This is a genomic window from Aminobacter sp. UC22_36 (genome assembly GCF_044056035.1).
Taxonomy (GTDB): domain Bacteria; phylum Pseudomonadota; class Alphaproteobacteria; order Rhizobiales; family Rhizobiaceae; genus Aminobacter.
Genome location: NZ_CP171995.1, coordinates 222,126 through 241,440 on the forward strand (window position 1 = coordinate 222,126; position 19,315 = coordinate 241,440).

General features: G+C 63.1%; 18 protein-coding genes and 1 pseudogene. 13 read left to right on the forward strand and 6 right to left on the reverse strand.

What is annotated here, in order from left to right; genetic code table 11:
* The first annotated feature begins 10 nt into the window (after positions 1-10).
* The 3 genes from ACHMW7_RS01030 to hpaI are packed head-to-tail and all read left to right on the forward strand — an operon-like array spanning position 11 to position 2,503.
* Positions 11-883: a fumarylacetoacetate hydrolase family protein gene (locus ACHMW7_RS01030; RefSeq protein ID WP_395446591.1), complete on the forward strand. Its 873-nt coding sequence runs from the start codon at positions 11-13 to the stop codon at positions 881-883.
* Positions 880-1,686 carry a 2-oxo-hept-4-ene-1,7-dioate hydratase gene (gene hpaH / locus ACHMW7_RS01035; RefSeq protein WP_395446592.1) on the forward strand — a complete coding sequence of 269 codons (807 nt, stop codon included), beginning with the start codon at positions 880-882 and terminating at the stop codon, positions 1,684-1,686. Before ACHMW7_RS01030 ends, hpaH begins: the two co-directional genes overlap by 4 nt.
* A 10-nt stretch (positions 1,687-1,696) precedes the next feature.
* Positions 1,697-2,503, forward strand: coding sequence for a 4-hydroxy-2-oxoheptanedioate aldolase (gene hpaI / locus ACHMW7_RS01040; protein WP_395446593.1), 807 nt, complete (start codon positions 1,697-1,699; stop codon positions 2,501-2,503).
* A 120-nt stretch (positions 2,504-2,623) separates the two neighbouring features.
* Here hpaI and ACHMW7_RS01045 read toward each other — a convergent pair whose 3' ends face one another.
* The 6 genes from ACHMW7_RS01045 to ACHMW7_RS01070 form a co-directional block, all read right to left on the reverse strand.
* Positions 2,624-4,027 (reverse strand): aldehyde dehydrogenase family protein, encoded by a 1,404-nt coding sequence (locus ACHMW7_RS01045; protein ID WP_395446594.1) that lies wholly within the window; start codon positions 4,025-4,027, stop codon positions 2,624-2,626.
* Between the two features lie 60 nt (positions 4,028-4,087).
* A complete protein-coding gene (locus ACHMW7_RS01050) occupies positions 4,088-5,680 on the reverse strand; it encodes an ABC transporter ATP-binding protein (RefSeq protein WP_395446595.1) in 1,593 nt (530 codons plus the stop codon).
* Complete coding sequence (locus ACHMW7_RS01055; RefSeq protein WP_395446596.1) at positions 5,677-6,486, reverse strand: ABC transporter permease; 810 nt, start codon at positions 6,484-6,486, stop codon at positions 5,677-5,679. Before ACHMW7_RS01055 ends, ACHMW7_RS01050 begins: the two co-directional genes overlap by 4 nt.
* 3 nt (positions 6,487-6,489) lie before the next feature.
* A complete protein-coding gene (locus tag ACHMW7_RS01060) occupies positions 6,490-7,422 on the reverse strand; it encodes an ABC transporter permease (RefSeq protein ID WP_395446597.1) in 933 nt (310 codons plus the stop codon).
* Positions 7,423-7,489: 67 nt separating this feature from the next.
* Entirely contained in the window at positions 7,490-9,016 is a 1,527-nt protein-coding gene (locus tag ACHMW7_RS01065) for an ABC transporter substrate-binding protein (RefSeq protein ID WP_395446598.1), read from the reverse strand.
* Between the two features lie 129 nt (positions 9,017-9,145).
* On the reverse strand, positions 9,146-9,922 hold the full coding sequence (locus ACHMW7_RS01070) for a FadR/GntR family transcriptional regulator (protein WP_395446599.1): 777 nt from the start codon (positions 9,920-9,922) through the stop codon (positions 9,146-9,148).
* Between the two features lie 163 nt (positions 9,923-10,085).
* Here ACHMW7_RS01070 and ACHMW7_RS01075 point away from each other — a divergent pair, with 163 nt between their 5' ends.
* The 10 genes and pseudogenes from ACHMW7_RS01075 to ACHMW7_RS01120 all read left to right on the forward strand — a co-directional run bounded on the left by ACHMW7_RS01075 (position 10,086) and on the right by ACHMW7_RS01120 (position 19,279).
* Positions 10,086-11,525, forward strand: a complete 1,440-nt coding sequence (locus ACHMW7_RS01075; RefSeq protein WP_395446600.1) for an NAD-dependent succinate-semialdehyde dehydrogenase — start codon at positions 10,086-10,088, stop codon at positions 11,523-11,525.
* 81 nt (positions 11,526-11,606) lie between these two features.
* Positions 11,607-12,791, forward strand: a complete 1,185-nt coding sequence (locus ACHMW7_RS01080; RefSeq protein WP_395446601.1) for an amidohydrolase family protein — start codon at positions 11,607-11,609, stop codon at positions 12,789-12,791.
* An 11-nt stretch (positions 12,792-12,802) separates the two neighbouring features.
* Positions 12,803-13,102 (forward strand): hypothetical protein, encoded by a 300-nt coding sequence (locus ACHMW7_RS01085; RefSeq protein WP_395446602.1) that lies wholly within the window; start codon positions 12,803-12,805, stop codon positions 13,100-13,102.
* A complete protein-coding gene (locus ACHMW7_RS01090; protein WP_395446603.1) occupies positions 13,099-13,509 on the forward strand; it encodes a Rieske (2Fe-2S) protein in 411 nt (136 codons plus the stop codon). Before ACHMW7_RS01085 ends, ACHMW7_RS01090 begins: the two co-directional genes overlap by 4 nt.
* Positions 13,506-15,168, forward strand: a pseudogene (locus tag ACHMW7_RS01095) (FAD-dependent oxidoreductase). Before ACHMW7_RS01090 ends, ACHMW7_RS01095 begins: the two are co-directional and overlap by 4 nt.
* Positions 15,169-15,209: 41 nt before the next feature.
* Positions 15,210-16,235, forward strand: coding sequence for an amidohydrolase family protein (locus ACHMW7_RS01100; RefSeq protein ID WP_395446604.1), 1,026 nt, complete (start codon positions 15,210-15,212; stop codon positions 16,233-16,235).
* A gap of 50 nt (positions 16,236-16,285) precedes the next feature.
* Positions 16,286-17,302, forward strand: a complete 1,017-nt coding sequence (locus tag ACHMW7_RS01105) for a hypothetical protein (protein WP_395446605.1) — start codon at positions 16,286-16,288, stop codon at positions 17,300-17,302.
* Complete coding sequence (locus ACHMW7_RS01110) at positions 17,299-17,961, forward strand: RraA family protein (protein WP_395446606.1); 663 nt, start codon at positions 17,299-17,301, stop codon at positions 17,959-17,961. The genes ACHMW7_RS01105 and ACHMW7_RS01110 overlap by 4 nt, the downstream gene beginning before the upstream one ends.
* Positions 17,958-18,614, forward strand: coding sequence for an RraA family protein (locus ACHMW7_RS01115; RefSeq protein ID WP_395446607.1), 657 nt, complete (start codon positions 17,958-17,960; stop codon positions 18,612-18,614). The genes ACHMW7_RS01110 and ACHMW7_RS01115 overlap by 4 nt, the downstream gene beginning before the upstream one ends.
* Positions 18,611-19,279 (forward strand): 4-carboxy-4-hydroxy-2-oxoadipate aldolase/oxaloacetate decarboxylase, encoded by a 669-nt coding sequence (locus tag ACHMW7_RS01120; RefSeq protein WP_395446608.1) that lies wholly within the window; start codon positions 18,611-18,613, stop codon positions 19,277-19,279. Before ACHMW7_RS01115 ends, ACHMW7_RS01120 begins: the two co-directional genes overlap by 4 nt.
* The last annotated feature ends 36 nt before the right edge of the window (positions 19,280-19,315 follow it).

The following is a 19,315-nucleotide window of genomic DNA, read 5'->3' on the forward strand; positions in this document are numbered from 1 at the left end:
GGGTTACGACATGAGCGACAGGCCTCGTTTCGCCACCTACACGCATGGCGGCAAAAGCAGCTATGGTGCGGTGACCGCAAGCGGCATCATCGAACTCACGCCGCTATTCCCGCAATGGCCAACCCTGCGTGAAGTCATCGCGGATAATGGTTTCAACCAGCTGGCGGAAACAGCGGCGAAGCGCCCAGCCGACATCGCCGAAGAAGCGGTGACCTACCAGATCCCCGTTCCTTCGCCGGAAAAGCTGATCTGTGTCGGGGTGAATTTTCCCGACCGCAACGAAGAATACAAGGACGGCCAGACAGCGCCCGCCAAACCGTCGCTGTTCATCCGTTTTCCGCGTTCGTTCGTCGGGCATCGCGCAGCGATCGTGCGGCCGCCGGAATCGCCGCAGCTCGACTATGAAGGCGAGATCGTCATTGTCATCGGCAAGGGCGGGCGCCGCATCGCCGAAGCGGATGCGCTCGGCCACGTCGCGGCACTTTCGCTGTGTAATGAAGGCACCATCCGCGACTGGGTCCGGCACGCCAAGTTCAACGTGACCCAGGGCAAGAACTTCGACGCCACCGGCGCCATCGGCCCCTGGCTCGTTCCTTACACGGACGAGGCGCAGATTGCCGACATCCGCCTAACGACCAAGGTCAATGGCGAGTTGCGCCAGGACGATCGCACCAGCCGCATGATCTTCGGCTTCCGCAAGTTGATCAGCTACATCTCGACCTTCACCACGCTGGCATCAGGCGATGTGATCGTCACCGGAACACCGACCGGGGCCGGCGCGCGCTTCGATCCGCCTCGCTGGCTGGTACCGGGTGACATCGTGGAAGTCGAAGCCGAAGGCATCGGCACGTTGCGCAACACCATCATGGACGAACAACCATGAAGCTTTCGCCTCAGCAGCATCGCACCGCCGCCCAGCGTCTCGACCAGGCCGAAAAGCAACGCAAGCAGATCGGGCTGTTGTCGCTCGATCACCCAGAGATGGACATGGAGGACGCCTATGCCGTCCAGGCCGAGTGGGTCCAGCTCAAGCTTGTCCAAGGCCGCCGTCGGATCGGCTGGAAGATCGGGCTGACCTCCAAGGCGATGCAATATGCGCTCAACATCGACATCCCCGATTCAGGCGTCCTGCTCGACGACATGATGTTTTCGGATGCCGCGACCATCCCGGCCGGCCGCTTCATCCAGCCGCGCATCGAGGCCGAGATCGCGTTCGTCATGAAGGCGCCGTTGGAAGGCCCGAATACGACGGTCTTCGACGTGCTCAACGCCACCGATTTCATTGCGCCTGCCATCGAGATCCTCGACACGCGCATCCTGCGCAGCGATCCCGCCACCGGCCGCACCCGCACCATCGTCGACACCATCTCCGACAATGCCGCCAATGCCGGCATCATCACCGGCGGCCGGCCGATGCGCCCGACCGAGGCCGACATGCGCTGGATTGGCGCCATCGTCGCGCGCAACGGCGAGGTTGAGGAAACCGGCCTGGGTGCTGGCGTGCTCAACCATCCTGCTGCCGGCATCGCCTGGCTGGCCAACCGGTTGGCCATGTTCGGCGGCTCGATCGCTGTCGGCGACATCGTGCTCTCGGGTTCGTTCATCCGCCCGGTCGAAGCGCGCCACGGCGACACTATCATGGCCGACTTCGGCCCCTTCGGCACCGTCAGCGCCTACTTCGCCTGAGGACATCGTCATGCCCGCACCACGCAACAACTTCAAAGCTGCGCTGCTGAACGGCGAAGCGCAGATCGGCCTGTGGCTCGGCCTTGCCAATGCCTATACGGCGGAGATCTGCGCCGGCGCCGGATTCGACTGGCTGGTCATCGACGGCGAGCACGCACCGAACGACGTTCCCGTCATGGCAACCCAGTTGCAGGCCATCGCCGCTTCCGGCTCTCATCCGGTCGTGCGCCCGCCGATAGGGGAAACCTGGATCATCAAGCAGCTGCTCGACATCGGCGCCCAGACAATCCTGGTGCCGATGGTCGAGACCGCCGATCAGGCGCATGAGCTTGTCCAGGCCATGCGTTACCCGCCGCACGGCGTACGCGGCGTGGGTGCAGCGCTTGCCCGCGCTTCCGCCTTCAACCGCATTCCCGACTATCTGGCCACCGCCAACGACCAGACCTGCCTGCTGGTGCAGTTGGAGAGCCGGGCAGGCCTTGCCCAACTGGAGGCCATTGCAACTGTCGATGGCGTCGACGGCATCTTCATCGGCCCGGCCGACCTCGCCGCCGACATGGGCTACCTCGGCAAGCCCGGCGCACCGGAGGTGCAGGCGGCGGTTGAGGATGCGATCCGGCGCATTGGCATTTCAGGCAAGGCTGCCGGTATCCTCACTTCCGATGCCATGCTGGCACAGCGTTACCTTGAACTCGGCGCCACCTTCGTTGCCGTCGGCAACGATGTCGGCCTGCTGGCCCAGGCGACGAGCGCGCTTGCGGCGACGTTCAAGGCCGGCGGCAGCGGCGATATGCGGACACCGGGTCCCGGCTACTGAGCTGAACCCTGAATGTGAAATACAGAAAGGGCGGCCCCTGCAGCCACCCTTTCTTTTTGCTGTCCTGCGATCACCCGGCGCCAGCCGCAACCGCATCGCACAGCTGAAGCCGGCGCTCGATCAGCGCGTGATATGGACGGTCTGCATCTGCATGTATTCTTCGAGCCCCCAATGGCCGAACTCGACGCCGATGCCCGACTGTTTGGCGCCACCAAAGGGTGCTGCGGGCGAGATCGAGCTGTGGTCGTTGACCCAGGCGGTTCCGCATTCGAGCCGCCGCGCCAGCTCTTCGGCGCGTTTGAGGTCCGACGACCAGATCGAGCCGCCGAGACCATTTTCGCTGGCGTTGGCGCGCGCGATAGCATCGTCGACGTCGCTGTAGCGGACGATTGGCAGGATCGGGCCGAACTGCTCTTCATCGACGATGCGCATGCCGTCGGTCACTTCGGTGACCACGGTCAGCGGGAAGAAATAGCCGCCTTCCCCTGAAGCAGCACCGCCGGAAAGGAACTTGCCACCATTGGCCTTGGCATCGTCGGCGAGCGAGCGCACCAGATCGAACTGCGCCTTGTTCTGCAACGGACCGAACTGGCTTGCCGGGTCGGTCGCCGGGCCAACCTTTGCCGCACGCGCCAGTCCGGCAATCTTTTCGGCAAGCGCGTCATGCAGGCTTTCATGGACATAGAGCCGCTTGAGCGCCGCGCAGGTCTGGCCGCTGTTGCCGAACGACTTGGCGAAGATCACCGGCGCAATGGCGTCGATATCCGCGTCCGGAAGGACGATCGCCGCATCATTGCCGCCCAGTTCGAGCGTCAGGCGCTTCAGCGTATTTGCAGCGTTCGACATGATGTTGCGCCCGGTCGGCGTCGAGCCGGTAAAGACGATCTTGTCGATGCCGGGATGGCCGGTTATCGCACGGCCGATGCCGCCCTCGCCGGTGACCGAATTGAGCACACCACGTGGCAGATGCGCATTGGCGAGTTCAACGAGCCGAAGCGTGCTCAACGGCGTGTAGGACGACGGCTTGATGATGACGCAGTTGCCGGCCATCAGCGCTGGCATAATGTGCCAGGTGGCGATCAGGACGGGGTGGTTCCAGGGCGTGATCGAGCCGACCACGCCAAGCGGCTTGCGGTGAACCTCGATCCTGTTTTTCTCGTCGTCGCGGATGACCTCGACGGCCGGCCGAAGCTTCGCAGTTTCGCGCATCCAGTGGATGGCCGCGCCGATTTCGCCATGGGCACTGGTGCGAGGCTTGCCTTGCTCGGTCGAAAGCAGGACTGCCAGGGCTTCCTTGTCGCCCTCGACCGCGTTGGCGATCTCGTTCAGCAGCCTCGCCCGCTCCTCGAGCGGCGTGTCTCGCCATATGGGAAACGCACGCCGAGCAGCTGCGACCGCCGCATCAAGATGTTCCGGCCTGGCGGCGGGGCACTGGGCGAAAACCTCCGCCCGCGCCGGGTCGATCACGCCAAATGTCTCGGCGGCAGCGACCTTTTCGCCATCGATGATCATCGCATGGGTCATTAGCTATTCCCTCGAATTTCAGCCAAGCTCGCCCGCAGGCGCCTCAACCGTTTGTTTCATTCACGCAGCATTACTGGAAAAGCCGTCCAGCCAGCCTTCGCGCAATTGCGGCACCGCGCGGATCAGGCTGCGCGTGTAGTCCGACTGCGGCGTCTCGAACACCGATCGTGTTTCGCCATGTTCAACGATCCTGCCCGCCTGCATCACCGCCGTCATGTGCGAGAAGCGCAGCGCCAGCCCGAGATTGTGGGTGATGAACAGGATGCTGAGGCCCTCGTCCTCGATCAGCCGCGTCAGCAATTTGACGATGCTTTCTTCGACCAGCGGGTCGAGCGCGGAGGTGATCTCGTCGCAGATCAGAATGTCCGGTTTTGCCGCCAGAGACCGGGCGATGCAGACGCGCTGCTTCTGCCCGCCAGAAAGCGAGGCTGGGTAGCGGTCGAGATAAGCGGCGGGCAGCTCGATGGAATCCATCAGCTCGCGGAGTCGCTGGTCGGCGGCCGCACCACGCAGGCCATGGAAGTAGGTCAGCGGACGACCGATGATGTCGCGGATGGTCTGGCGCGGGTTGAGCGCTAGGTCCGGCAGCTGGTGGATATACTGGATCAGCCGCCGCTGGTCGAAGCTGCGGCCCTCGACAACAGGCGCCAGCAGACTGTCGCGCATCCGGATCTGGCCGGTTCGAGCCGGCTGCAGCCCGGCAATGCTGCGCGCCAAGGTGGTCTTGCCGCTGCCCGATTCACCGACGAGCGCCAGCACCGATCCGGCGCCAAGCTGAATCGATGCATCCTTGACCGCCGCGACGCCGCCATAGCCGACATCGACGTTGCGCACATCGAGCAGCGTCTCGTCGCTGCCATTGGCGCTGGCGTAGGTGCCATCACCCTGGTGCGCGACCAGGCGCTGGGCATACTCGGTCTGCGGGTTGTCGACGAGCCGGCGGGTGGTGCCCTGTTCGACCATCTTGCCGTTGCGCATCACCACGATGCGGTCGGCCATCTGCGACACCACGGCCAGATCGTGCGAGATGTAAAGGGCGCCGCAATTATGGGTGCTCGCCACCTTCTTGATCAGCCGCAGCACCTCGATCTGGGTTGTCACGTCAAGTGCGGTGGTCGGCTCGTCGAAAATGATCAAATCGGGCTGGTTGATCAGCGCCATGGCGATCATTGCCCGCTGCAGCTGGCCACCCGAGACCTGGTGCGGATAGCGCCGCCCGAAATTCTCGGGATCGGGCAGCTGTAGCTCCTCGAACAGCTCGACCGCCATGCGCCGCCGCTGCGCCGATGTCAGCTTCTGCGACATCGCCGGGATTTCGGTAACCTGGTCTTCCAGCCGGTAGAACGGATTGAACGCGGCGGCGGCGCTTTGGGCGACATAAGAGGCCTTGGTGCGCCGGATGGTTTCGAGCTCGGTGGTGCCCATTTCCATCAGCGATTGGCCGCACAGCTCAATGGAGCCGGCGGTCGGCACACAACCTGCCTTGAACAGCATGATCGAACTCAGAGCCAGCGTGCTCTTGCCGGCCCCTGACTCCCCGATGATGCCCAGTACCTCACCGCGATCGACATGGATCGAGACATCATCGAGCAAGACGCTCGAGCGTGCCTCGACGCGCAGATTGTCGATGCTCAGTATGCGATTTCCGCTCATTTCACTTCCGGTTTGTCTGAATAACGACCAACGAGCCAATCAACGATGCCGTTCACGCTCAGGCAGAAGAGCGCGATACAGAATGCTGGTATCAACGGTGTCAGACGGCCGGTTGAAAGGGCCAGCGCATTCTCGCGGACAAGCCCGCCAAGATCGGCTGCGGGTGGCTGGATGCCGATGCCCAGGAAGCTGAGCGAACTGATGAAAAGTGCCGCGGAGGAAAGCCCCAGTCCGAACTGCGCCAAAAGCGACGGCACCATATTAGGCAGTATTTCCTTGAACAAATACCAGTGCAGCCGTTCGCCGCGCAGGCGGCCGACCTCGACATACTCCATCGCCGCGAGATCACCGGCGATCGGTCGCGTGACGCGGTAATAGGTGCTCGACTGCAGCACCGCCATGGTCAGGATCAGCGTCGTCAGCGACACACCGGCGATGGCGAGGATGATTAGCGCGAAAATGATCTGCGGGATCGACATCAGGATATCGATGGCGCGCCCGATGACGATATCGACCCAGCCCTTGCTCAGCCCGGCAAGGATGGCAAGCGTCACGCCCAGCATGCAGGCCAGCGTGGTCGCGATCAGCGTCGCAACGAATGTATAGCGCGTGGCGTAGAGGATGCGCGACAGCATGTCCCGGCCGAGGCCGTCGGCGCCCAGCATGCCGCCCACGCCAGGCGCATCAAACGGGGTGTGAACCATCTCGTTCGGCGGAAAGGGCGCAAGTACCGGTGCGAAGATGGCGGCAGCCGCCATCGTTGCGAGAACTGCCACGGAAACGCCCAGCGTCACTTTGCTCGACACGGTTTAGTTCCCCTTCCTGGGCAGTCGCTGGCGCGGATTGACGAGCATGGCCAAGAGGTCGGCGGCAAAATTGAGCGAAATGAAGATCGTCGAAAACAGCACGCCACAGGCCAGCACCATCGGAATATCGCGATAGGCGACTGCATCCACCATCAGCTTGCCCATGCCCGGGTAGTTGAACACCGCTTCGATCACGACGACGTCGACGATCAGATAGGCCATGGTGATCATGCAGATCGACACGATCGGCGAAAGCGCATTGGGCAAAGCGTGCTTGAGGATGATCCTGTTGCGCGGGATGCCCTTGGTCTCGGCCATCAGGATGTAATCGGAGCTCATCACCCCAAGCACCGCTGCACGGGTGAGCTTCATCACATGGGCCTGTGCGACCAGCACCAAGGTCAGGACCGGCAGCGTCAGGGCTGAAATCCAGGTCGGCAGGCTGGCGCTGGAGCGGACCATCGACAAGGGCGGGAACAGCCCGAGCTTCACGGCGAAAATGAAGACCAGCAGGTAGCCGATCAGAAACGACGGCATCGACAGGAAGATCGCCGAGATCGAGCCGGTCGCGGTATCGATCGCCTTGCCCCGGTTGATCGCGGCGAGCAGTCCCGCCGCAATGGCCAGGGGCAGCACGATGACGGCAGCCGAACAGGCCAGGATCAGCGAATTGATCAGGCGCGGTACCAGCAGGTTGATGACCGGCTGGGCGTTGGAAAGCGAGGTGCCGAAATCGCCCTGCAGCGCATTGCTCAGCCAGTGCAGGTATCTGACCGGCAAGGGTTCGTCGAGGCCCAGCACCTTGCGCAGGGCCAAGACGGTTTCAGGGGTCGCATTTTGGCCGAGCAACGCATTGGCTGCGTCGCCCGGCAACATCGACGTTCCCAGAAAGACCAGGAACGAGATGAAGAAGATCGACACGAAGTCCAGACGCAACCCTGGCTACTACGAACGATTTCACCGGGGAATTGGCGAATAGAGTCATGCCGTCCAGTCCTTGGTACTATGCGAACCAGACCTGCTCGATGGCGCGGTAACCGGCCATCTGCAGTGCCGAGGGCACAAAACCGTCGAGATCGCTGGTCGTGCCTTCAACCGTGCTGGAGAAGAACGGAATGATGGTTCCGCCATCCTCGCGGCAGATCTTCTGCGCGGTCGCGTAGAAGGCCTTGCGCTTTTCGAGATCGGGCTCGGCGCGGGCGGCGATGACGGCGGCATCGAAGTCCTTGTTCACCCACTTGCACTCGTTGTTTCCAGAGGTGCTGAGGAAGGCGACCGAGAAGATCGCATCCGCGGTCGGCCGGTCGGAACGGGCCGAGACATGGAACGGCGTCTGGCCAACGATGGTCTCCCAGTAACCGTCCGACGGCTCGCGCTTGACCTCGATCGGGATGCCCGCCTTGGCGGCGTGCTCCTGGAAGATCACGGCCATGTCGACGGCACGCGACGAGATGGCCTCCGAGGTCTGCAAAACGATCGGGCCCTTGAAGCCGGTCTTGTCAAACAGTTCCTTGGCACGCTTCGGATCGTATTCCGTCTGCGGCAGGTCGGACGCGTAGACCGGATCGCTCGGGGCAACCGGCGTGTCATTGGCAATACGGCCGACGCCGACCGAGACACGCTCCAGCATATCGGGACGGTTGACGGCCAGCTTGAGCGCCATGCGCATGTCAGGATTGTCGAACGGCGCTATGTCGGTGCGCATGTTGAAGCAGATGAAGCCGCGACCTTCGGTGTTGTAGATCTTGAGGTTCTGCATCTGGCGCATCAGCGGCGCGGTGCGTGCATCGAGCAGCGTGGTGAGATGGATCTGCCCGCTCTGGAACGCGCTGCCCAATGCCGAGGCGTCGTTGATCGCGAGGAACTCGACGCTGTCGACGAAAGCGGCGTCCGACTTGAAATAGTTCTCGTTGCGCTCGGCTTCGAGAACTTCGCCCGGCGAAAACCGCTTCAGCTTGTAAGGGCCGGTGCCAACGCCGTCGAACGTCGTCGTTCCCGCTGGGACGATACCCAGCGAGAACGCCGTCAGCATGGCCGGAAACATGTAGTTGGCTTCGGGCAGATCAATGATGACGCGGTTCGGACCATCGGCGCGGATATCGGATACGCCCTTGATGATGCTGCGCATGTTGGAACGCGACGCCTCTTCGGCGTGGCGCTTCAGCGAGAACACCACGTCTTCGCTGGTAAAGGCCTTGCCGTTGTGGAACGTGGCACCTTCGACCAGGTCGAAGATCCAGGTCTTGCCACCATTCGACGGCTCCCAGCTCTTGGCGAGGCCCGGGCGCAGTTCCATATCCAGCCCATGGACCTCGATCAGCGAGTTGTAGGTGATGCCGGACATGACAGCCGTGTAAGGCGAACCGAATGTGCGCGGATCCAGCGAATCCGCCGTCGAGGCGCCGCCGCTGGCCACGACAAGGTGCCCGCCGCGCTTGGGCTCAGCTGCCCATGCGGCACCAGGCAATGCCGCCATCAGGCCGGAAGCCGCTGATATCTTGAGCAGGCTTCGGCGCGAAATCGTAAACATCTTCCTCACTCCCTTTTTCGCAAAATTGACCCGCAACGTCCGCTCCTTCGCGACGTTCAGCAGGCATTCCCCTCTGCATCTGGCGTGAAACCAAAGCGGCAAGGACCGAGCCTCACCGTTCCTCCGTGGTCACTCGCCAGCCTCTCCTTTCGCCAGGTCGCCCAACTGGCGCGACTTGACGAACTGCAGACGTCCGTAAACGAGATTTCTGGCCGCATCGGGCTCACGCGCTTCGATGCAGGCAATCAGCGCCCGCTGAAACGCCACGGCGCGGCGGGCAACATCAGGCGACGACCCGCGTACATAAAGCGGCATCAGCACATGACTAAGCGCCCTGAACTGCGCGGAGAGCACCCGATTATGGGAGGCTGCGACGACGCAGCCGTGAAAATTGATCGCTGCCCAGGTGAATTCCTCGGCGTCGTCGATCAGACGCTCGGCCTCGGCCAGCGCATCATGCAGCGCCTTGATATCGGTGTTGCTCGCATTGCTGGCGGCAAGCCCAGCCGCCATCACCTCAATGGCAATCTGGGTGTCGAGCAGCTCTTCGGTGCTGATGCCGATCAGCTTCAGCTGGATGGCGATGGTCTCGGCCAGGCGCTCGGAATTGCCCTCGGCAACGAAGATACCACCCTTGATGCCAACCTTGACCTCGATCACGCCCGAGGCCTGCAGCGAGCGCAGGGCATCGCGCATCGTCATGCGGCTGACGCCGAACTGCAGCGCCAGCGAGGCCTCCGAGCCCAATCGATCGCCAGGAGCGAGCCGGCCGGCAAACAGCACCGTCCGGATCTGGTCGATCACATTCGCCGACAAGGTCGTCTGCTTGCCTGACGACCAAAGCCGCTCGGCCGGACCAACCATCTGGGTAAGACCGCTACCTTCAGCATCAGGTGCTTTTTGCATGTCGATCCCTTTGATAAGATATTTAGGACAAAAAAGAATATTTTGAGGCGAATATCAAGCGAAAAATGGCAATTGCGCGACCATTTTTTTTAAACTATCATATGTTTTGAAACTGGCGGTGACGAACTCCCGCCTTCAACAATTTCAATCAGTTGAGTGGGACATGGTCACAGAAGGTCAGGTAGATCGCTCGTTGCGGATCGGTTCTGAGAGGGTCAAGGCGAGCAATCGCGAGATCCTGCCCGTTATCAATCCCGCAAGCGGTGAAACCGTCGGGGAAATCCCGGTTGCGACCATCGCCGACCTGGACAACGCACTGGATGCCGCAGGCTCGGCCTACCGCTCCTGGCGCAAGGTTTCGGCGTTTGATCGCTACGCCATTTTGCGCCGCGCGGCAGCTTTGATGCGCGAGCGCGCCCTTGGCATCGCCCATCTCATGACATTGGAACAGGGCAAACCGGTCGCCGATTCCATGGCTGAAGTGCATGGTGCGGCCGACATCTTCGACTGGTACGCGGAAGAGGGCCGCCGCGCCTACGGACGTATCATCCCCTCGCGCACCTCAGGTGTGCGCAGCCTGGTGTTCCGCGAGCCGATCGGCCCGGTGGCCGTGTTCACGCCGTGGAACTTCCCCATCACCATCCCGGCGCGCAAGATCGCCGCGGCCCTGGCCGCCGGATGCTCCTGCATTGCCAAGCCGGCTGAGGAAACGCCGTCGCCGACGCTGGCGATTGCGCAGGCGCTCGCCGATGCCGGCCTTCCCGATGGCGTGCTCAACATTGTCCTTGGTGTGCCGGATCAGATTTCGACCCATCTGATCGCATCGCCGGTCATCAAGAAGATTTCGTTCACCGGATCGACACGCGTCGGCAAGCACCTCGCCAAACTGGCGGCTGAAGGCGTCAAGCCGGCAACACTCGAACTCGGCGGCCATGCGCCAACGATTGTCTTTGCCGACGCCGATATCGAGAAGGCCGCCGAGATGACGGCGCGGTCGAAGTACCGCAATGCCGGCCAGATCTGCATCACGCCGACACGTTTTTATCTCCACGAAGCCATTCACGATCGCTTTGTCGCTCGGTTCCGCGAGGTGGCCGCGTCGCTCAGACTGGGCGACGGCCTCGATCCCCAGACGCAGATGGGACCACTGGCGAACGTCCGCCGGATCGACGCCATGGAAAGCCTGGTTTCGGATGCCAAACGTTGCGGCGCGCGTATCGAACTGGGCGGCGAACGCCATGGTGAACGCGGCTATTTCTGGCGCCCGACAATCCTGACCGACGTACCGAACGAAGCGCGGATCATGAATGAGGAGCCGTTCGGCCCGGTCGCGGCAACACGCCGGTTCAAGGATTTCGACGAGGTCGTTGCCGAGGCAAACCGATTGCCGTTCGGCCTGTCCGCCTACGCTTTCACCCGCGACACAACGACCGCCACCAGGATTGGCGACGAATTGGAGTCCGGCATGGTCGGCGTCAATCACATGGTCCTGACGACACCCGAAACCCCGTTCGGCGGGGTCAAGGAGAGCGGCTACGGATCCGAAGGCGGGTCGGAAGGCCTCGATAGCTATCTCGTGACCAAATTCGTGACACAAGGCTGAAGCGTAGCAGTATGAACGAGAACTCCATCCCCAATTTCCGCGAACTCGGCGAAATCACCGGCTCGACCGACTTCGCGCGACGTGCTCTCGCACGCCACGCGTCAGGCCGCGAAGAACTTCGACGACTATCTTATCGTCGACGTCGATGCGCATGTGTCGGAAGACCACTTCTGGTCAGAGATCATCGACCTGATCGACAATGACGTGCTGCGCCAGATCGGCCAGCAGCAGGTCAAGGGCTTTGCCGGGCAGAACGCCCTGCTCAACATCTCGCCCGGCCTGTCGCTGCAAAGTGTTGGCGGCCGCATCGGCCACCAGGGCCGCCGCGAGCCGGTGCAGGACGACAGCGTCCACCGCTTCATTTCGACCGCGCGTCGCAGCATGGATGCGATGGGGCTCGACTATCAGGTGGTTTTCCCCAGCGCCATGCTGCTGCTCGGCATGCACCCGCAAGATGAGATCGAGGTGGCGCTGGCCAAGGCGTTCAACCGCTGGATGATCGAGCGCATCCTGCCGATCGACAGCCGGATGAAGGGCCTGCTCTATTTGCCCTTCAATACGCCCGAGGCTTGCGAAGAGCTCGTCGAGCGTTACGGCGACACCGAAGGCATCATCGGCTTCACCGTCTGCTCGACCCGCAACAAGCCGGTCCACCATGATTGCTACATGCGGCTCTATTCGATGATCCAGGAGCTGGACAAGCCGCTGGCATTCCACTCGGGTTATCATTGGGGCGATCCGTCCTTCGCGCAGCTCAACCGCTTCTTGTCGATGCATGCGCTTTCGTTCACGCACTACAATCAGATCCACCTCACCAACTGGATCGTCAACGCCATGCCGGAGCGCTTCCCCAAGCTCAATATGCTGTGGGTGGAAAGTGGCCTCGCCTGGATCCCGTTCCTGATGCAGCGGCTCGACCATGAAGTGCTGATGCGCCCCAGCGAGGCACCCGGCCTCAAGCGGCTGCCGAGCGAATACATGCGCGAGATGTATTACACCAGCCAGCCGCTCGAGCGCACCAACATGAAGCTTCTCGAAGCGACCATGGAGGCGATGAACGCCGAGACCCAGCTGCTCTACTCCTCGGACTGGCCGCACTGGGACTGGGATTCGCCTGCGACCATCGACTCACTGCCGTTCCTCTCCGAGCAGGCCAAGCGCAACATCCTGGGACTGAACGCTGCGAGGCTGTTCAAGCTGGATACGGCACGCCGCAAGCCGCTTGCCGAAGACGTGCTCGCCAATCGCCCGAAAACCGCATCGTAGTGGCACAGACAATGACAACATCAGAACATGGCGCTGGTTTCAGCGCAGCTGCCGCCGCAATTGCGACAGCAGCAGACGAGGCCCTCGCCTCTGGAACGCTCAACGGTGTGAGCGAGGCCGATATCGCCACAGCCCTGACCGCGCTCGGAAAGCTCTACGCCGCCAAGGTCGAAAAGTCGGACAAGATCTTCCCGCCGGTCGCTTCGGATGCGCTGACCGCCACCGAGACAGCAGTCTTGGTCAGCGAACTGCTGCGCGCTGCCGACCTCAACGTGTTCGACCTCGCCATGTGGTTCCGGAGGGCATCGTGAGCGCCCCCGAAATGGCGGCGGCAACGTCGCGGCAGATCGTTTTGGGCCGTCATGACGAGCTCAAGAAGCGCCAGCGCATGGTCATCGACGTCGACGGCACCGGCATCGGCGTCTACTTCGTCGGCGAGGAAGTGCGGGCCTATCTCAACATCTGCCCGCATATGGGCGGACCGGTATGCCAAGGCAAGATCATGCCGCGCACGCTGGAGCAGGTCGCCGACAGCGGCAAAAGCCTGGGCCTCGGCTTTTCCAAGGACCAGCTGCACATTGTTTGCCCCTGGCATGGCTTCGAGTTCGACATGCTCACCGGTCGCCATCCGATCGACAACAATGTCGGGCTGACCCCTATTCCAGTGCAGGTGAGCGACGGCGACGTTGTTTTGACCGTCGGGGAGCCTCGGCCATGACCTCGGCACTGGAGACCGACGTCCTCATTGTCGGCGCGGGGCCTGTCGGGCTGACGCTGGGCATGATCCTGGCGCAGCGCGGCGTGGCCGTGACGCTGCTCGATACGCGCCATCGTGGCGAGCCGCCAAACGTGAAATGCAATCACGTCTCGGCACGATCGATGGAGATTCTCAGAAGGCTCGGTGTCGCGAATGCCGCCCGCAACGCCGGCCTGCCGGCGGATTATGCCAACGACATCGCCTACCGCACGTCCATGGTCGGCAAGGCCATCACCCGCATCCCGATCCCCTGCCGCCGTGACCGCTTCACGGCGACAGGCGGCCCCGACACAGATTGGCCGACGGCCGAACCGCCGCACCGGATCAACCAGCTCTTCCTGGAGCCGATCCTGTTCGAACATGCGGTGGCGATGCCGGGACTGACCGTGCTCAACCGCACGGAATATCTGTCCCACGCCGAAACTGCAGACGGCATCCAGATCAGCGCCCGCAACATCGACAGCGGCGAGCAGACGGCGATCACCGCCCGCTATCTCGCCGGCTGTGACGGCGGCCGCTCGCAGGTCCGCCGCGACATCGGCGCCAAGCTCGTCGGCGACGCCGTGGTCCAGCGCGTCCAGTCGACCTATATCCGCGCACCGCAGCTGCTCGGCCTGATGAACGACGCGCCGGCATGGGCGAGCTTCTCGCTCAATCCGCGACGCAGCGGCAACGTCTATGCCATCGACGGCCGCGAGACCTGGCTGGTGCACAACTACCTGCGCGACGACGAACCGGATTTCGACAGCGTCGACCGCGACTGGTCGATCCGCGAGATCCTCGGCGTCGGTCCGGACTTTTCCTACGAAGTCCTGTCCAACGAAGACTGGTTCGGCCGTCGCCTCGTCGCCGACAGCTTCCAGAAGGGCCGGGTCTTCATCTGCGGTGACGCCGCACATCTCTGGGTGCCCTACGCCGGCTACGGCATGAACGCCGGCATCGCCGATGCCGAGTGCCTGGGCTGGCTGCTCGCCGCCAACGTCGCCGGTTCGGGGCAAATCCGGCATGCTCGATGCCTATGCCGCCGAGCGCCAGCCGATCACCGAGCAGGTCTCGGTCTTCGCCATGAACCATGCCCATGCCATGGCCAAGGAACGCAAGGTCGTGCCTGCCAACATCGAAGACGACTCGGCCGAAGGTGCCGCCGCACGCGAGGCGCTGGGACGCAAGATCTACGACCTGAACGTCCAGCAATATTGCTGCGGCGGCCTCAACTTCGGCTACTACTACGACCGCTCGCCGATCATCTCCTATGACGGTGCGGCGCAGCCGGCCTACTCGATGGCCGACTTCACGCCGTCGACCGTGCCCGGCTGTCGCACGCCGCATATCTGGTTGGCGGACAGGCGCTCGCTCTATGATGCGATGGGCCCTGACTACACCTTGCTGCGGCTTGATCCGAGCCAGGACGCAGAGCCCCTGATGGCGACGGCAGCGGCACGCGGAATCCCGATCCAGCTGCTCGACGTCGTGCCCGGCAAGGATGGCTCAGGCCCGTATGCCGAAGCCTTCGTGCTGTCGCGGCCCGACAGGCACGTCGCGTGGCGCGGCGATGCCTGCCCGACCGACCCGAACGCGCTGCTCGATACCATCACCGGCACTGCCGCCTTGGCGAATTGAGGCGGATCAATGCGAAATTTTCTGGAATTCTGGAGTGTCCGATGAAGATCATCGACTGTCACGCACACATGGCGGTGCCGCATCAGCTTCCCGCCTACAAGGCCAGCATCCTGTCGCATCGCGGCGCGCATGGCCGCAAGGCGCCGCCGGTTTCCAACGAAGCGCTGGAACAGGCGTTCAACCGCGTCGAGATGGCGCCGATGGGCCATCTCGCCTGTCTTGACCAGGCCGGCGTGGATATCCAGTTGCTGTCGCCGCGCCCGTTCCAGCTGATGCATTCGGAAGAACCCAAGAAGCTGGTGCACTGGTACGTCGAATACGCCAACGACATCATCGCCCAGGAATGCGCGCTCTATCCCGAGCGCTTCTACGGCGTCGCTGGCCTGCCACAGACGGGCGACAGCCCGATCACCGAAGCGCTGCCCGAGCTCGAACGCTGCGTCAAGGAGTTCGGCTTTCGCGGTTGCCTGATCAATCCCGATCCGTTCGAAAACAACGGCCGCATGGCGCCGCCGATGGGCGACCGTTACTGGTACCCGCTCTATGAGAAGCTCTGCGAGCTTGACGTCGTCGGCCACATCCATTCGGCGAGCTCACGGGCGCCGGAACGCGAGCCCTACTCGCTGCACTTCATCAATGAAGAGACCACCGCCGTCTACGGGCTGTGCAAGTCGACGGTGCTGGAAGACTTCCCCGAGCTCAAGATCCTGGTCAGCCACGGTGGCGGCGCGATCCCCTATCAGCTCGGTCGCTTCGATGCGACCACGGTGCCGCGCAACGGCATGTCGACGTCGGGCGTGCGTTTCCGCGACCGGCTCCAGAAGCTCTATTTCGACACCGTGCTCTACTCGCGGGAAGCGATCGAACTTCTGGTCAAGGTGGTCGGCGCCTCGCAGTGCCTCTACGGCGCGGAAATGCCCGGCGTCGGCTCGTCCATCGATCCGGAAACCGGCGAGACCTTCGACACCATCATCCCACACATCAACGGTCTGTCGTTCATCTCAGATGACGAACGCAAGGCAATCCTGGGCGGCAATGCCGCACGGCTTTTCAACATCGAAGCCTGATCAACCCAGGTCACCTGAAGCGCAGCCTTGGCAAACATGGAGGCTACCCTATGGCGAAAATAGTCGGATTCATCTGCACGGCTCACGGGCCGCAACTGCACACCACGCCCGACAAGTGGCTGCTGCGTGTCCAGTCGGACCGGACGCGGCAGCACCCGTTTCGCGGCGGCGTCTACTCTTTCGACCAGCTCTGCGAGCTGCGTAAGCACGAGAATCTTGCAGCGCGAAGCACCATGGAGGCGATGACCGCCAACTATGAAAAGTGCCACGCTGCCAGCGAGCGCCTGGCCGACGCCTTCGACGCCATGAAGGCCGATGTCGCCGTCATCTTCGGCAACGACCAGCACGAGATCTACGGCGAGGATCTGAGCCCGCCTTACATGATCTATTATGGCGACAAGATCCGCCATCATCCGGCAACCGAAGAGGGCCGCCGACTGATGCCGCCAGGCGTGGCTGAAGGTGAAGCCGGGCATGCGCCGGAAGAGTACCGCGAATACGACACGGTGCCGGAGCTCGCCAAGCACATCATCGGCAATCTGGTCGAGAACGAGTTCGACATCACCGTGTCGCCCAAGCTGCCGACGCACAATCCGCGCACCACCGGCATCAGCCATGCCTTCGGCCACATCTACCGTCAGGTGATGCGCGACAAGGTCATCCCCAACGTCCCGATCTACCAGAACACCTTTTTCCCGCCGAACCAGCCGACAGCGCGGCGCTCCTACAAGTTCGGCCAGGTCGTCGGCGACGCGATCCGCTCATGGAAAAGCGATGCGCGTGTCGTCGTCTTCGGCTCGGGCGGCATGAGCCATTTCACCATCGACGAAGACTGGGATGCCCGCTTCATGAAGGCGATGCGCGAAAAGGACGCCGAGTTCCTCAAGAACATCCCGCTTTCCGAATTGCAGTCAGGCACCTCGGAAATGAAGAGCTGGATCACGACGGCCGGCGTCATGGAAAAGATGAACACCGAATTCCACGAGGTCGCCTATGTGCCTTGCTACCGCTCGGAGGCTGGAACCGGCACCGCGCAGGGCATGTACTGGTGGGACGTCAAGCCATGAGCGCCGACCTCATCCAGCGACTGCGCCGGCTTGATGCCTGCTCGGTTTCCGATGCGCTCGACGCGCTTGGCATGACTGGAGCGGTCGCCGGCATCGCCCGACGTTCCGGCGGCGGCGTTGTGGCAGGACGCGCCGTCACCGTCACGCTGGCTGCAGGTCCGGCACCGGCCGGCGCACCAAAAGTCCATCTCGGCGCCCACGCCATCGAGGCCGGCGACGCGAACTCGGTGATTGTGGTTTCCCATCCCGGCATCGATGCCGGCGGCTGGGGCGGCGTGCTCACCCAGGCGGCGCGTCTTGCGGGCATACAAGGCGTCGTCGTCGATGGCCCCTTGCGTGACGTCGATGAAGCCAACGGGCTCGACTTTCCGATCTTTGCGCGTGCGACCACGGTACGCACCGCGCGCGGCCGCGTCCACGAAATCGCAACCAACGCGCCCGTCACCATCGATACGGTGACGATTGCGCCCGGCGACTATGTCATCTCGGACGGTTCGGGCGCGGTGTTCATTGCCGCCGACAAGGCGGAAAAGGTGATCCGGACCGCCGAGCGCATCGCGGCCAAGGAGCAGCTGATGGTCGAAGCCCTGAAGTCCGGCAAGCCGGTCTCGCAGGTGCTCGGCGCCGATTACGAAGACATGCTCGAGGCAATGCAATGACCGACCAGGCTGTAGAACGCGCCGGCAAACACGACTGCGCCACCCTGTCCGACGCGATGGACCGGCTCGGCATCGAAGGCGTCTGCCGGGGCATCAAGCCGCGCGACCACAAGTTCAGGCTTGTCGGCCGCGCCTTCACCGTCCGCTACGTTCCCATCGATGTGCTGGCGCCGGGCAATGTCGGCGACTTCATCGACGACCTGCCGGCGGGCACGGTGGTCGTGCTCGACAATCGCGGCCGCGAGGACTGCACCGTCTGGGGCGATATCATGACCCAGCTGGCAAGCCACAAGGGCCTCGCCGGCACTGTCATCGACGGCGCCTGCCGCGATGTCGATCTTTGCCTCAGGCTTGGTTATCCGATCTATTCGCGCAGCTATTCGATGAAGACCGGCAAGGACCGTGTCCAGGTCGACGCGACCGGCATCACGGTCGAGATCGGCGGCGCGCTGGTTCGCCAGGGCGACATTCTGGTTGGCGATGCCGACGGCGTCGTCGTCATTCCGAGCGAGCGCGCCGAGCAGGTCCTCAACCTCGCCGACGAGATCGCCGCCGCCGAGAATGCCATCCGGCAAGCCATCACCGAGGGCATGTCGCTACGCGCTGCCCGCGTGAAATACCGTTATCACTCGCTGCAGACGCGCCGGTCATGAACAAGGTCGTCCGCAACATCGAGCGCGCCGATAGCGCGACAATCGCCCGGCTGGCCAAGGCAGGCGTCGCCACCACGCATGAGGCTCTTGGCCGGACCGGCCTGATGAGTTCGAAAATGCGGCCGATCTATCCGGGTGCCGCCATATCAGGAAGTGCGGTCACGGTTCTGGTGCCGCCCGGCGACAACTGGATGATCCATGTGGCGATCGAGCTGATCAAGCCCGGCGACATCCTCGTGGTCGCGCCGTTTTCGCCTTCCGACGCCGGCTATTTCGGCGACCTGCTCGCCACCTCGGTCATGGCGCGCGGCGGCATTGGCCTTGTCATCGACGCGGGCGTGCGCGACATCCGCGACCTGACCCAGATGAAGTTCCCGGTGTGGTCGACGGCGATCTGTGCCCAAGGCACGGTCAAGGAAACGATCGGTTCGGTCAACGTGCCGGTCTCGTGCGCCGGCGCAGTGGTCAATCCCGGCGACGTTGTCGTCGCCGACGACGACGGCGTCGTGATCATCCCGCGCGAACTGGCCGATACCGTTGCGCATCTTTCCGAGCGTCGCATCGCTGACGAGGAAGCCAAGCGCAGCGAACTCGCCAAGGGCGTTCTCAGCCTCGATCTCTTCAATTTGCGCGGGCGCCTGAAGGACAAGGGCCTCGAGTACTGACGCCATAAACGGCGCCGCAACTTCGTCAGCAGCAAT

Bases quoted from the DNA above. Each gene is read 5' to 3' on its own strand.
- ACHMW7_RS01030 (WP_395446591.1), top strand. From the start codon at position 11: ATGAGCGACAGGCCTCGTTTCGCCACCTACACGCATGGCGGCAAAAGC.
- hpaH (WP_395446592.1), top strand. From the start codon at position 880: ATGAAGCTTTCGCCTCAGCAGCATCGCACCGCCGCCCAGCGTCTCGAC.
- hpaI (WP_395446593.1), top strand. From the start codon at position 1,697: ATGCCCGCACCACGCAACAACTTCAAAGCTGCGCTGCTGAACGGCGAA.
- ACHMW7_RS01045 (WP_395446594.1), bottom strand. From the start codon at position 4,027: ATGACCCATGCGATGATCATCGATGGCGAAAAGGTCGCTGCCGCCGAG.
- ACHMW7_RS01050 (WP_395446595.1), bottom strand. From the start codon at position 5,680: ATGAGCGGAAATCGCATACTGAGCATCGACAATCTGCGCGTCGAGGCA.
- ACHMW7_RS01065 (WP_395446598.1), bottom strand. From the start codon at position 9,016: ATGTTTACGATTTCGCGCCGAAGCCTGCTCAAGATATCAGCGGCTTCC.
- ACHMW7_RS01070 (WP_395446599.1), bottom strand. From the start codon at position 9,922: ATGCAAAAAGCACCTGATGCTGAAGGTAGCGGTCTTACCCAGATGGTT.
- ACHMW7_RS01075 (WP_395446600.1), top strand. From the start codon at position 10,086: ATGGTCACAGAAGGTCAGGTAGATCGCTCGTTGCGGATCGGTTCTGAG.
- ACHMW7_RS01085 (WP_395446602.1), top strand. From the start codon at position 12,803: ATGACAACATCAGAACATGGCGCTGGTTTCAGCGCAGCTGCCGCCGCA.
- ACHMW7_RS01100 (WP_395446604.1), top strand. From the start codon at position 15,210: ATGAAGATCATCGACTGTCACGCACACATGGCGGTGCCGCATCAGCTT.
- ACHMW7_RS01105 (WP_395446605.1), top strand. From the start codon at position 16,286: ATGGCGAAAATAGTCGGATTCATCTGCACGGCTCACGGGCCGCAACTG.
- ACHMW7_RS01110 (WP_395446606.1), top strand. From the start codon at position 17,299: ATGAGCGCCGACCTCATCCAGCGACTGCGCCGGCTTGATGCCTGCTCG.
- ACHMW7_RS01115 (WP_395446607.1), top strand. From the start codon at position 17,958: ATGACCGACCAGGCTGTAGAACGCGCCGGCAAACACGACTGCGCCACC.
- ACHMW7_RS01120 (WP_395446608.1), top strand. From the start codon at position 18,611: ATGAACAAGGTCGTCCGCAACATCGAGCGCGCCGATAGCGCGACAATC.